Origin of the sequence: Reichenbachiella sp. 5M10 (assembly GCF_002742335.1) — a bacterium.
GTDB lineage: Bacteria > Bacteroidota > Bacteroidia > Cytophagales > Cyclobacteriaceae > Reichenbachiella.
In genome coordinates, this window is record NZ_MDGR01000007.1 from 1,328,613 (window position 1) to 1,343,035 (window position 14,423).

Annotated in this window: 7 protein-coding genes; all 7 read left to right on the forward strand. The window is 47.4% G+C overall.

What is annotated here, in order from left to right; genetic code table 11:
• Positions 1 to 27: 27 nt before the first annotated feature.
• The 7 genes from BFP72_RS05485 (at position 28) to BFP72_RS05515 (ending at position 14,418) form a co-directional block, all read left to right on the forward strand.
• Positions 28 to 3,174 (forward strand): TonB-dependent receptor, encoded by a 3,147-nt coding sequence (locus tag BFP72_RS05485; protein ID WP_099598184.1) that lies wholly within the window; start codon positions 28 to 30, stop codon positions 3,172 to 3,174.
• A gap of 27 nt (positions 3,175 to 3,201) precedes the next feature.
• Entirely contained in the window at positions 3,202 to 5,001 is a 1,800-nt protein-coding gene (locus BFP72_RS05490; RefSeq protein WP_099598185.1) for a RagB/SusD family nutrient uptake outer membrane protein, read from the forward strand.
• 36 nt (positions 5,002 to 5,037) lie between these two features.
• Positions 5,038 to 6,726, forward strand: coding sequence for an IPT/TIG domain-containing protein (locus BFP72_RS05495; protein ID WP_099598186.1), 1,689 nt, complete (start codon positions 5,038 to 5,040; stop codon positions 6,724 to 6,726).
• A gap of 350 nt (positions 6,727 to 7,076) precedes the next feature.
• Positions 7,077 to 9,767 (forward strand): hypothetical protein, encoded by a 2,691-nt coding sequence (locus BFP72_RS05500; protein WP_099598187.1) that lies wholly within the window; start codon positions 7,077 to 7,079, stop codon positions 9,765 to 9,767.
• Positions 9,768 to 9,789: 22 nt separating this feature from the next.
• The gene (locus BFP72_RS05505; protein WP_221406547.1) at positions 9,790 to 11,256 is read left to right on the forward strand and encodes a sulfatase-like hydrolase/transferase; all 1,467 of its coding nucleotides are present in this window, start codon (positions 9,790 to 9,792) and stop codon (positions 11,254 to 11,256) included.
• A complete protein-coding gene (locus tag BFP72_RS05510; RefSeq protein ID WP_099598189.1) occupies positions 11,253 to 12,713 on the forward strand; it encodes a sulfatase-like hydrolase/transferase in 1,461 nt (486 codons plus the stop codon). The genes BFP72_RS05505 and BFP72_RS05510 overlap by 4 nt, the downstream gene beginning before the upstream one ends.
• A gap of 55 nt (positions 12,714 to 12,768) precedes the next feature.
• Complete coding sequence (locus tag BFP72_RS05515; protein WP_221406479.1) at positions 12,769 to 14,418, forward strand: glycoside hydrolase family 172 protein; 1,650 nt, start codon at positions 12,769 to 12,771, stop codon at positions 14,416 to 14,418.
• Positions 14,419 to 14,423 lie beyond the last annotated feature (5 nt).

The following is a 14,423-nucleotide window of genomic DNA, read 5'->3' on the forward strand; positions in this document are numbered from 1 at the left end:
ATTAAAAGCATATTAAGAAACTAAATTATGAAAAAAACTATTACTAAGAGCATTGGATTGCCTCTTAAGAGGAGTGTAATCATGTTGTTGCTGACTTGTCTGTCAGTAGCTACAGTATATGCACAAGAGTCTCAGATATCGGGACAGGTGTTAGATGAAACGGGAGCAGGATTACCAGGAGCTACCGTGATGGAAATAGGATCCAACAATGGTACCACTACGGATTTGGATGGTAATTTCAACATGAGTGTTGAGGGTCAAAATTCTCAAATCTCTATTTCTTTTATTGGATACGAAACCAAGACCTTGACTGTGGGTAGTCGTACTCAATTCAGTGTAGATATGCAGGTCGATGCACAGAGTTTGGAAGAAGTAATTGTCGTTGGATACGGTGAGAAAACCAAAGCTACATTGACGGGTGCTGTAGAGCAAGTGACTGCTGCGACTTTTGAAGATCGTGCGGTGACAAACCCAGCTTTATCTCTACAAGGACAGACTCCAGGTCTAGTGGTCACTCGAGGATCGAGTCGTCCAGGTAATGAAGGGATCACAATGCAGATCAGAGGGGCTACCTCTATCAACGGCGGTGATCCATTGTGTATCATTGATGGAGTGCCTGTAGTGGGACTTCGTGAATTCTACAACATGAACCCTGACGATATCGAGTCTGTGAGTTTGTTGAAAGATGCCTCTGCATCTATCTACGGTTCACGTGCAGCCAACGGTGTGATCTTGGTGACTACCAAGAAAGGATCTGGAGGCATGACTGTAGATTATAGCAACAACTTCCGACTCAACACGATAGGTATTCGTCCTCCGACTCCAGGTATGGAGGAGTATGCTTCGATGTTTATCGAAGCAGTAGAGCAAGATGGAACGAACGACTACTGGGGTTGGAGTACTCTGGAAAACATGCAAGGTATGGCCAATGGCGAAGCTAGAATCTATCCAGGGACAGCTTGGGGAGATATTTATCTAGAGAGTTCGGATAGATTCAATGATTTCTATGGTGATAGCTTTTCGCAGCAGCACAACTTGAGTATTTCTGGTGGCGATGAGAAAACCAAGTATAGAGTCTCTGGAGGTTTTGCCGACAACAGAGCTCCGCTCAAAATCGCATATGACGGACAAAAACAATACAATGTTCGATTCAATTTTGAGCACAAACTTTCTGATCGAGTGACCTTCCAGTCAGGGATGACTTATCAGCAGACCAATAGCTCTAGTCCATCTGGAGGTATACAAGGAGGTGTGTACAATGACCCTCCGGTGTTTCCTGCCAAGAACCCTTACGGCCAGTGGTATGCCAACTTTAATGTAGGAGGCAGAAACTCCGTAGGTCAAGTAGTCGACGGTGGTACCAAAGACATCAAAGAAGATTTGACGAAAGTTAATTTGGGATTGAATGTCAACATCATCGAAGGGTTGGATTTCAAAGTGTTGGGGTCGATCAACCGACGTATCGGTCGTACCGACGAGGTTTATTTGAGTGTACCTCTCTATACGTGGGCTGGAGATCAGATAGGAATGGTCAATTCAAGTTCATCAATTAAAAACACCTACAATGACGCTACCTACCAAAACTATGGTGGTTTCCTACACTATGACAAGACGATCGCAGAAGATCACTACGTATCTGCTATGGTAGGTGTGACTGCTGATCTCAACGAACATAGAGACTTGATGGGCAAGCGTACAGGTCTCGAAGATCAAGGAGTGTATGACCTGGATGTGGCAGCCAAAGACCTCATGGAAAATGAAGGGGGAGCTGGACACTGGGGACTCTACTCTTATGTGGGTAGATTCAACTATGAGTACCAAGGCAAATATCTGTTGGAATTGATCGGTAGAAGAGACGGTTCTTCGCGATTTGCTGATGGATTCAAATGGGCCAACTATGGAGGTGCATCACTAGGATGGGTACTCACAGAAGAGGCGTTCCTTAGAGATAATCCTGTTTTGAGTTTCTGGAAATTGAAAGCCAGTTATGGTGAAATGGGTAACCAAGTAGGGATTGGTGAAAATGACTATGTATCTACTATCAGTACAGGTTCGATACCTTTTGGATCTACCCCTGCTATACAAAATACTGCTCGTGTGAGCGGGATTACTACCAATGTGAGAACTTGGGAACGTGTGAAAATGACCAACTTCGGTACTGAGTTTACTCTGCTCAATCATAAGCTGAACGGTTCATTTGATTACTACATCAAAGAAAACGAAGGGATGCTGTCGACACCAGTTTTGTCAGCCATATTGGGGGGCAATGCACCTAAAACCAATATAGGAACCTTGGAGACCAAAGGTTGGGAAGCTGTTTTGGGCTATAAAGACAGAATCGGAGACTTCAACTTTGGTGTATCTGTCAACATGGGTAATAGTACCAATGAGCTTGTCAAGCTAGAGGGGTCTGATTCTTACAATGCAGGCAAAGTAGCTCAACGTGAGGGGTATCCTCTCAATTCGTACTTCATGTACCAGACGGATGGACTTTTTGCTGATCAAGCAGCAGTAGACGCATACTATGCACAGTATACAGCTACTAGTCAAGGAGAGGTGCCTGTACAAAACAATGCGGCTCAGGCACTCAGACCAGGAGACATCATCAAAGTAGATGCGGATGGCAATGGGTACATTTCTGCGATTTCAGACGAAGGCGGTGATGTGAAATATATGGGTGATGCTGCTCCTCATTACAACTACGGTATCAATACCAACATGAGTTGGAAAGGGTTTGACTTTACCGCTAACTTCCAAGGAGTACTCAACCAAAATATACAAAGAACGGGACACATGTCTTATCCTTTTAGAGCGATATGGTCTACGAGTACTACTTCATATCAGGGACTTACTTGGTCAGAAACCAATACAGGGGCTGATTATCCACGTTTGACTACCAACGGTACTCGATCAGGGTATAACTGGTTGAACAATGATTTTGCTTTGCAGAACAACAGATACATCAGACTCAAAACACTTGTAGTAGGCTATACACTACCATCGTCAGTGTTGGAGAAAATCAAGCTGAGAAAAGCAAGAGTGTACTTCTCTGGCAATGACCTGTGGGAAGCTACTTCCATCAAAGATGGTTATGATCCAGAAATGGGCGAAACGGGTAGCGATATTTATCCATTCACCCGAACCTATTCTTTGGGTCTAGATATCACATTCTAGTTTTTGGAACTTTAAAAGCGAACAAACATGAATAATTATATAAAAATAGCAATGATGGTGGTCTTGACCATCATATTTGGATGTCAGGATAAGTTTTTGGAATTGGATCCACTGGACAGTGTGACTGAGTCGGTTTATTTCGAGACACCTGAGCACTTCGATGCAGCAGCCAATAACCTGTACTACCAATTGGTGGGCTGGCAAAAGGTAAAAGGGTCTGGTTTGAGCAATGACTACCAGACAGGATATGCTGATTTCATGGATTTTGGTACAGATTTGATTGCCTTTGTCCAACCAGAAGGAAGAGGTAGTTTGATCGTCCCAGAGCAGGACAAGTACTGGAGCAACTGTTATTATTGGTTGCGTGATGTCAACATGATTCTCCAAAAAGCCGATGAATACGATGGCAGTCAAGAGGAAATCAAGCAGCCCATCGGAACTGCACATTTCTTCCGTGCATGGCATCACTTCCTATTGCTACAGCGATTTGGTGGAGTGCCGATTGTGACTTCTGTGTTGGACTTGGATTCTCCAGAGTTGTCTAGTGCTAGAAATAGCCGATACGAAGTGATTGCTCAGATCTTGGCGGATCTAGATGTAGCGATTGGCTTGTTGCCCACGGAGCAACAGCTGGACGCTGGCGACAAAGGCAAAATCACCAAATGGGCAGCCATGGCTTTCAAGTCAGAGGTAATGCTCTATGAAGCCACCTGGGAGAAGTACGTAGGTACTACGACCGATGGTGATGGTGTAAACACAGGAGCAGGCAGTGCCAAGCCTGACAACTACCCTTCGGTAGAGGATATGCTGACAGGAGCTATTACTTTGTCCAAAGACGTGATGGACAATGGTGGCTATGAGTTATGGAACCATAATACAGAGTTGGACAGCATGAGTAGCTACTATTTGTTCAATCTAGAAGATGGTGACTCTAATCCTGCAGGTCTAGATAAGTCATCCAACAAGGAATTTATCATCCAAGGTGTATACGATTTTATCCTAAGAAAAGGAGGAGCCAATGTAAGTCACGTTGTTGATGGCAGAACTGCTCCAAGTAGAAAATTCATGGATATGTTCTTGTGTACAGATGGTTTGCCAGTGGACAAATCACCACGCTTTCAAGGGTATTACAAGGTTTCTGATGAGATTCAGAATAGAGATTACCGCATGACGTCATATTACTACGGGATTCCTGAGGATGGCTCGCCTGCGCTATCGCCTCCTACTAGTGAAGGAAACCCAACGGGTATTTTAGGACAGAAGTTTAGATCATGGAACTACCCTGTTTATCGAAATGTCAATGAAGAATCATTCAATTACCCGTTCTTGAGATTGGCAGAGGTCTATTTGATCTATGCAGAGTCATTGTTCGAGTTGAACGGTACGATTACCGATGCACAGCTGGATGAGTCGATCAATAAGATTCGTGAAAGAGCAGGAGTAGCGGATTTGACCAATGCTTTGGTTTCTAATTATAACCTCGACATGCTCGAGGAAATAAGAAGAGAGCGTGCAGTAGAACTGTTTTTGGAAAACAGCCGATACAATGACCTGAAAAGATGGGGAATCGCTGAGCAAGAGTTGAATGCACCAATCTTGGGTGCAATAGTTGAAGGAACCTTGTACGAGGCGGACCCTAGTTTGTATGACCCTTCTGTATATATCTATGGAGAACTAGAAGTAGAAAACGGTACGGGTTCACTACTTAGAGCTACGGTCATCGACCCAGCATCTAACCGTAGCTTCGATAGAAAGGACTATTTGTTCCCATTGCCGACTGCACAATTGAACCTCAACAGAGCGTTGACTCAGAATCCTGAGTGGTAAGGTAGTAGCAGTTTGCTCAACGAAAAAACATGAAAAATGAAGAAGATTATAAAAAATAATATCATACTGTTGGCACTGACGTTTGGGATCATGGCGATCTACAGTGCTTGCGAACCAGAAGAGGTTGGATACAAGGAGTATCCAGAACCAACTTTAGGAGATTTCTCTCCTAAAGTTGGAAAACCCAATGAGTTGGTCACGATTATAGGTACAGACTTCGGTGATTATGCAGATGCGGTCACAGTCACTTTTGGAGAGTTCGAGGCAGAGGTAATAGAAAGCGTATCCAATGAAGAGCTAAAAGTCAGAGTTCCTTCTCAGGCCATTGCTGGAGACGATGACTTGATGGTCAAAGTTTGGACGCATGAAGTGGCCTTTACAGAGACCTTCAATGTATTGCCTGGAGGGGTGATTGATTCGATTGCACCGACTGTTGGGGTGATTGGAGATATAGTGACCATTTATGGTAAGAATTTTGGCACTGTGGCCTCAGATGTGCAGGTGTTCTTTTCGGGAATAGATGCACCAGCTGAAGCGACCGTACTGTCAGTTGCTGACACAAAGATAGAGGTAGAAGTGCCTTTGGCGATATCAGGACCATTGACTGTGGTAGTGGCTCCTCAGCAGTTTCAAACCGAAGAGTTTACTTTCCCATTTGTAGGTATTGAAACGCAATTTGATACGGACAATGAAGGGTGGATGGCTCAGCAGGGAGCTACTCAATCTGTATCAGGTAGTGAACTGCATGTTGAATTCGCAGGAGGAAGTCAGGCTGACCTCATGTATGATGGCAATACCGTCATTGATGTGGCTACTTTCCCTATTTTGGCTATTAGAATGTCGAGATTAGGAGATGCTGATTTGCAGATCATTAGTGATATTGGAGTATTTGGAACAGAGTACAATACCCATAACTATGTTTCTGGAGCGGGTGACGTCTTGTATTGGGATTTGAGTGCTTTGCCACTTGTAGCTGCCGATGGTAGTGAAGAGACTCTGGATGGATTGACTATATTCAGAGAGTTTGGTTTCCATATAGAAGCACGCTCTTCAGAGTCTGGATACGATGTAGATTGGATTAGATCGTACGAGTCCATTGAATTGATGAAATCGGAGGTAGTTGAAAATTACCCTGCGGGTAAACTTTTCTGGGAATTTGATATGGATACTCGTCCTGCTCCAGATTGGACAGAAGAGGATTATCTCAACCTAGAGTTTATGGATCATAGAAATACACCAGAGTGGCAAGAAGATGGATCTTTCTATACCACCTTGACTGCAGCTCGTGTGGGTATATTCAGATGCTGGGACGGCAATAAGTTCGCACTTACGGGCTACCCTGATGGTGTGACTACTCTTGATTATGTAGGACCAGTTACTTACTCTCCAGAGTACCCGATTATAGCGATGAAGGCCAATCTTTATGGAGAGCTTCCTTATCTCACTGCGTCCAATTCAGATGCAAGTGTTGGCAATGGCAACTATGGAGATGCATCTGTACTTAGCGGATACACTGATGTGTACTACTGGGATGGATCGACAAGTATCGAAGCAGATGCCAACTATGCCACAGCGCAGGATGCTGACGGCAATGTGACCTTTGATCAGTGGGGCTTCCAGAATAGAGGCGGAGTTGGGCTTGTGCCTGGTACCGATATCTCTGTGGACTGGGTGATTACTTTCAAGACGATGGAAGAGCTTGAAGCATACGCTGAAAATCATTAATTGGTTTGTGAAAGTTTAGTCAAATACAAAAGAGCAAAGTGGCTACTTTGCTCTTTTTCTAAACCATCACATTACGATACCCTTTTTGGTTCATATTAGATGAACTTGGGCTTTCTCTAACGAGGAAGCCCTTTTTTTGTAGTCAGTTTAAGTGTAAATTATCCAAGCGGACAAGTGTTTGGAGCTTGGCTTGTCAGTCATACTTCGTATACTAATTCATTTGTCTTGCTCAATCAGAGAAAAGCCTTCATTTTGGAGATTTTGACACATAATTTATCGGTCTCGAACGATGAGTGATAGCCAAAACCTTGCTTTTGACTGAAATTACGGGCTGTAAAGCTGTATTTATTATGAAAGAAAATATGACATGGTCATCATGGTTCAAACCTATGCTTTGGACTTTGGTACTCCTATTTCACCTCCCTATACTGGCACAGACTACCAGTACAAGCCAGCATCCCGCTTTGTACGTCAGTACAGAAGATCGGGGAGTTATTCAACAAAAAATCGAAAGCGAAGATTGGGCCAAAGCCAGCTGGGACAAGCTGCTCCAGGAAGTAGAGCCTTTTGCCAATAGGCACCAGACAGACCCAGACTGGATCGTATCTCGCCTGGCCATGTACTGGCAAGATGGTGAGCGATACACCCAATGCTATATCAAAAATCAAGACTGGGACTATGGTGAAGGCAATGCTCCAGTACCGACTGTACGCCTCCCCGGCATGCGTCGCTGGAATGACTACTACAATGTGCCGCTAGCAGAGCGTACCCCATACAATGCCACGGGTGATATGTGGGGCGTGAGTCGATCCTCGGGAGATACGACCCGTATACTAGTGCCCTACAAGAAGTCAGGACACATGATCCGCCAAAACAATATGGAGATCCTCAAGCTGGCAGAGAAGTCGGCTTTTGCTTATTATCTCACGCAGGACGAAAAATACGCCAAATTTTCATCGGACATTCTGTGGGCCTGGCTGCTGGGTACCTATTACATGGAGCCGCCTTTGGATCCAGAGGAGTCTTCCAATGGCCCAGGGGGATATGCACCGGGTGGTATCTTGGGCTACTACGACTATGAGGTGATCCATGACGATCGTCAGGAACCGGCAGCTTTTACGTATGATTTTGTACATGATTATATGAGTGCACACCCGCACGAGCATCTCCAAACGCTGGATATGACCGTCACGGATTTGGCTAGCGTGGTGTTCAAGCGGTTCATCGAGATCGGACTCGTACGCGGTGGCGACAAGGGCAACTGGAACGTAAACCGCTACCGTCACATCATACCGAGTATGCTGGTGCTGGAGTCTGACGACTACTATGCCGATGGCAAAGGCAAGGAACATTATATCCCCTACTATACGGAGATATCCACTGAGTATCACGCGGCACTACCCAAGATTCTGCAAAACTATGATCCTGACACGGGGCTATGGCCTGAGTCTCCTGGCTATGCCTCAGGCATGATCGGAGCGATACTACAGATGGCCATGCCGCTGTACAAGGCGGGTGTCAATACAGTAGGAGACAATCCGATCATTCAGAAAGCAGCCATGGCTAACATTGGCTGGCTGGATCCGCGAGGCAACCTCGTGGTATTTGGTGATATGCGCGGTGGTCCGCTGGGTTTCGATGTGTTTGAGAGACTGCTGACCTACTACTCTTGGGTAGGGAGCGACGAGTATGTGGCCAACGTAGAGACCGTGATCAACAAAGGCATCGAAATGGGACAGTACGACCGTGCCGATGGCGAATGGCGCAGCATCGTACTCAATCAGCCTATCCAGTCCAACCAGACGACTTTGCCCTATTACGGTGCGGCTTACTCGCGTTTTCATCGTCACATGATCCTACGCAATGGCAATGACGAGGACAATGGCATGATGTTTACCCTCTACGGAGGCAAGAAAGGGGGGCATCTCTCGCCCAATGGTCTGGCTTGGCAGTTTTACCACCAGGGTTGGGCGATGGCGCCTGACGCCTCGGCCTATGAGTCCTACTGGTCGAAGGATGCCGGCTATCATCGCAACATCGTCGGTAGTAATACCATCATCCAAGGTTATCAGAAAGGTGACATCACTGTCAATGCCATGTCTCCGGCGGTACCCGAGGGGCAGTTTTACAATGACGAGGTGATCTCAAAGTACTGCTCGTTTGTCGATGTATCGGCCGATGAAAAGCGACGAGTGATCGCCATGATTCGCACTTCTCCTACGTCAGGATACTATGTAGATATATTTCGTTCGGATTTGGACGACAATGACTACCTGCATCACAACTTGGGCGATGAGCTGACCCTACAAAGCCTGGCAGGAGAGCCACTGGTACTGACCGACGCGGAGATCGCCAATCCACCGCACAAGACCTATTCGTTTTTTGAACAGACAAAGGCTGTCGCTCATGAGGGAGACTTCAAAGCCACCTGGACGATAGACCGAGTATCGCCATCTATCAGCACCACGATGTGGATGACAGGAGGAGCCGGGCGTACACTGTATCAAATGGATGCGCCACCAACGACTCTTCGCTCTGATGTGACGCCAGGCCAGGTCAACAAGGCACCACAAAATACTCCAACCCTGCTGGTACAGCAGTACGGCAGCAATGGCGCAGCACATCCGTTTGTAGCCGTATTCGACAGCTACGCAGGAGATCAAAGTAGCGTAAAGCGAGTGGAGACAAAAGTGGCTTCAGCGACCTTCGTGCAGCTGGAGGTGACTTCAGCGATGAGCGAGCAAACCATCTATCAGGCTACTGATGACCAGGTGCATAAAGGAGGAAAGAAACAGCAGTTTCAAGGTAGATTGGGGGTAGTATCACAGAAGGAGGGAGAGCTGGAGTACCTGTTTCTCGGGCAAGGCAAGCAGTTGCAGTTTGGTAAATATCAGCTCGAAGCAGTGGGAGAGTCAGCTACAGCAGAGCTGCGATGGGAGGATGGACATTTGTACTACAGTGCCGATCAGCCGATCCGTATCAAGTTGAAAAAAGGCAAGGCCAAGGAGTATCCGGCAGCTATAGATCAGCAGATAGACTAAAATAGAAATTGGAATGAAAGACATGATCAAAAATATCGGGTACATCGCAGGCTTGCTGCTACTTCTGGTGGCCTGTCAGCCATCGGAGCAAAAGCAAGAGAGCAAGCGTCCCAATTTTCTCTTTGTATTGGTAGACGATCAGTCGCCATTTGACCTCAAGCAGTACGATCCCAATTCGATCCTGGAGACGCCCACGATCGATCGATTGGCCTCTGGGGGCATGGTGATCGAGAGTGCACGCCACATGGGCTCGATGAACGGCGCGGTGTGCACCCCTTCGCGGCACATGATCATGACGGGGCGCACGCTGTGGCATTTGCCACCTAGTGCGGAGTTTCAGAAGCAGACCGATCCGCATCCACTCGATACGATGTCACTGCCGGCGATCTTCAATCGCGCCGGATACAAGACCATGCGTACCTGCAAGAAGGGCAACTCCTACCCAGGGGCCAACCGCCAGTTTGCGGTGGTCAAAGACGCCACCAAGCGCGGCGGTACCGAGGAGTCGGGCAGTGCCTGGCATGCCCAGCAGGTACTCGACTATCTGGGAGAGCGTGAGACGGCCGGAGAGGACGATCCTTTTATGATATACTTTGGCTTTTCGCATCCGCATGATACCCGCAACGGTACCCCTGAGCTGCTGGCCAAATACGGAGCGACCAATCACAAGGACAAAGAAACCATCCCGGCAGCCAACCCCAAACAACCGCCGCTGCAGGACAACTATCTCCAGGCGCATCCATTTCATCATGGGCACCCTGAGCTACGCGACGAAGAGCGTGTGAGCGGTGTGTGGAAGAGAAGGGACGAAAACACCGTCCGCAACGAACTGGGGCGCGAGTACGCCTGCTCGGAGAATATCGATAGCCAGATGGCGAAGGTATTGGCCAGGTTGGAGCAGATGGGAGAGCTGGACAATACTTATATCATTTACACTTCTGATCATGGTATGGCCATAGGTCGCCATGGTCTGCAGGGCAAGCAAAATTTGTATGAGCATACCTGGCGTGTGCCTTTCATCGTAAGCGGACCCGGGATCCAGCCCGGACAGCGTGCCGAGGGTAACATCTACTTGCTAGATGTACTGCCTACTCTGTGCGATTTGGCGGGGATTGATATCCCAGAGACCGTGGAGGGTGTGAGCTTCAAGCCTGTGCTGATGGGCCAAAAAGAGACCGTGCGTGAGGTACAGTATGGTGTGTATTGTGGAGGCACCAAGCCGGGGATGCGCAGCGTACGCCAGGGCGACTGGAAGCTGATCAAATACGACGTGATGGATGGAGCGGTGAGAGAAACGCAGCTTTTCAATCTGGCCGAAAACCCCAACGAATACCTGCCCGAGCACGGCAAGGAGGGGGAGATGCTGACTGATCTGGCCGACAATCCAAAGTATGCTGACAAACTAAAGGAGATGGAGGCACTGCTGCTAAAGCAAATGATAGCACATGATGACCCCTATAGACTCTGGGATCAAAATTCAACACTATGAAAAGAATACAAATAGCCATTTTATTGACTGTATCGCTGTTCGTTTTTTCTTGCGATAAGCAAAAGCAGGAGCAGCAATCCACACAGCAGGAGAAACCCAATATCGTGGTGTTTCTATGCGATGATTTGGGTTATGGAGACTTGTCGTCTTATGGCCATCCGATGATTCAGACGCCCAATCTGGACGGGCTGGCGGCCAAAGGCATACGCATGACCAATTTTTACTCAGCGGCTCCTGTATGCTCTCCCTCTCGCGTGGGGCTGATGACCGGACGCAGCCCCAACCGTGCCGGTATATATGACTTCATAGTCGGCGGTCACAACCCTCGCCTCAACAACCGTGACTTGGTGCACATGCAGGCGCATGAGGAGACCATTCCGCAAAAGCTGAAGTCGGTGGGGTATGCCACCTGCTTGTCTGGCAAGTGGCATTGCAGCTCGTTATTCAACGATCCTGAAAAGCAACCTACGCCGGACAAGTTCGGATTTGATCACTGGTTTGCTACGCACAACAATGCTGCGCCAAGCCACGAAAACCCGCGCAACTTTGTGCGCAATGGCCAGGAAGTAGGAGAGATCGAAGGCTACAGCTGTCAGATCGTGGTAGATGAGGCGATGGACTGGCTGGGCAAGCAGCAGAAAGATCAACCTTTTTACCTCCAGGTGACTTTTCACGAGCCGCACGTGCCGATCGCCTCTCCGCCAGCACTGGTGCAGAAGTATCTGGCGCATGCGCAAAATGAGAACCAGGCCCAATATTTCGCTAACGTGGAAAACGTGGATATCGCCGTAGGGCGCCTGGTTCAATATCTCGAAGACAATGGCCATGACAATACCTTGATCGTCTTTACCTCGGACAATGGACCGGAAACACTGCTTAGGTATCCTCAAGCCAAACATTCCTATGGCACGACGGATGGGTTGAAAGGTCGAAAACTCTGGACGACCGATGGCGGCTTCAAAGTGCCCGGTATGATGTATTGGATGGGAGGGGAAATCTACAATGGTGAGTCGGACGCTGTAGTCTCAGCACTGGATCTGATGCCGACCTTCTGCGAACTGGCCGGAGCAGAGCTCCCAGACCGTACACTGGATGGTCAGTCCCTCACCAATTTTCTGAAGACGGGTAAGGTGGAAAGGGAAAAGCCCTTGCTATGGGCATTCTACAACGCGCTCAACGACCGGGTGGTGGCGATGCGCGATGGCGATTGGAAGCTGATGGCTCGTCTCCAATACGATACTGCCTACTTGCCCAAGATCAAAAACGTTTACCCAGGCAATGTCGATTCGGTCAAAAATGCCGAGCTGGTAGATTTTGAACTCTACAATCTGACAGAAGATGAAAACGAGTGGAAGGACCTCTCTGCTGATCGACCAGAGCAGTTAGATAGCATGAAGGTGATCCTCAACAAGGAGTATCAGGCATTGTTGGAGGGAAGTCATGTTTGGGAACGGTGAAAAAAGCAAAACTGATCCTTGATAAAATTCACCTCAATTTTAACAATCGATAAGCATGAGAACGAAAAAAATATTTTTTGGCCTGTTTGTGACGCTATTGAGCTATGCTGCAGTCGCTCAGCAAGAGGAGGTAAGTATCACATCCTTGCTGCAGGAGATGGTGGATCGAGAAGCTATCGCTCGTTTTCCTCAGTCCAATTTCAGATTGAAGCAGGAAAGCAGCTACAACAGGGCTTCTCAAAGCCCAGAGGATAGTGTGGGATGGTTTATCAATCATGACTACAATTCAAGTGATGAAGACCACAACTTTATCAGAATAGAGGAGAATGAGGGGCGGCAAGAATGGGTACTCATGGATCAGAAAGGGCCAGGCGCAATTGTTCGTACTTGGATGCCGTTCATGAAACCCAACCAACCCGATACTGACATTCAGATAAAAATTTATCTGGATGGTAGTGATCGACCGGTTTTAGAAGGGAATATGCTAGGATTATTCGATGGGACGGGAGAAATCCCATATCCACTAGCGCACCAGTCACTGCGTTCTGCAGTTTCATTCTATCCGATACCTTATGCCAAAAGCTGTAAAATTACCACCACAGCTCAGCCGTTCTTCTATCAGTTTACTTACAGAGTTTATGACGAAGGCACAGCAGTAAAGACCTTTAGCTCAGTTGATTTTGAGAAATCTATGCCACTGGCTCAAGCGGTGGGACAACAACTTTTGAACCCTGATAGTCCTATGGTCGGACAGCAAGTCAATATGGTTAAAACCTTGAATACTGGTGTAGAAAAAGGAATAAAACTACCTAAGGGGAATGCAGCGATTCGCTCTCTTAGCGTCAAATTGGGTGACTATTCTAATCCAGAAGTGACGCGCACAGTTGTGCTCAAAATAGAGTTCGATGGGGAAGAAACCGTTTGGTGTCCGATCGGTGATTTTTTCGGTAGCGGCATAGGACTCAATCCTGTGCAGGGCTGGTACAATACCGTGGACAAGGATGGTACAATGACTACCAGATGGGTCATGCCTTATAAAAAATCAGCAAAGATCAGTGTCTTTAATCTGAGTGCAGTCCCTGTAGAGGTGGAACTCAAAGCTATCGTGGGTGACTGGCAATGGGATGATGCAAGTATGTATTTCAACGCTGCCTGGAGAGGGCAATATCCCGTGCTAACGCGACCTTTCTCCGATTGGAACTACGTGACTTTGAAAGGGCGTGGCGTTTATGTAGGAGATGCGCTCACCGTGATGAATCCCGTAAAAAAATGGTGGGGCGAAGGCGATGAAAAGATATGGGTAGATGGAGAAGATTTTCCTTCTATTTTCGGTACGGGTACAGAGGACTATTATGGATATTCCTGGGGAGGAAGAAGCACGGATTTTTACGAACATCCTTTTCATGCACAGCCAAACAGCCACGTCTATAACAAACTGAATCGAAAAAAAGGTGAAGAGAAAAATACTCAGGGTTATAGTACGGAGACCAGAAGCCGAGCTTTAGACACGATGCCTTTTGGTAGCTCACTGCGGCTAGACATGGAAGTATGGAGCTGGACAGATTGCGAGATGGGCTATACTGTAGGGATGTACTGGTATGGAGATCGGCAGACTAGCTCCAACAGGACCCAAGACGAAGACGAGGTACTAAACATACCGCCACTGCCTGAGGGTTTTTTAGGCCAATTAGGTGAGGGCGAATAATTAAT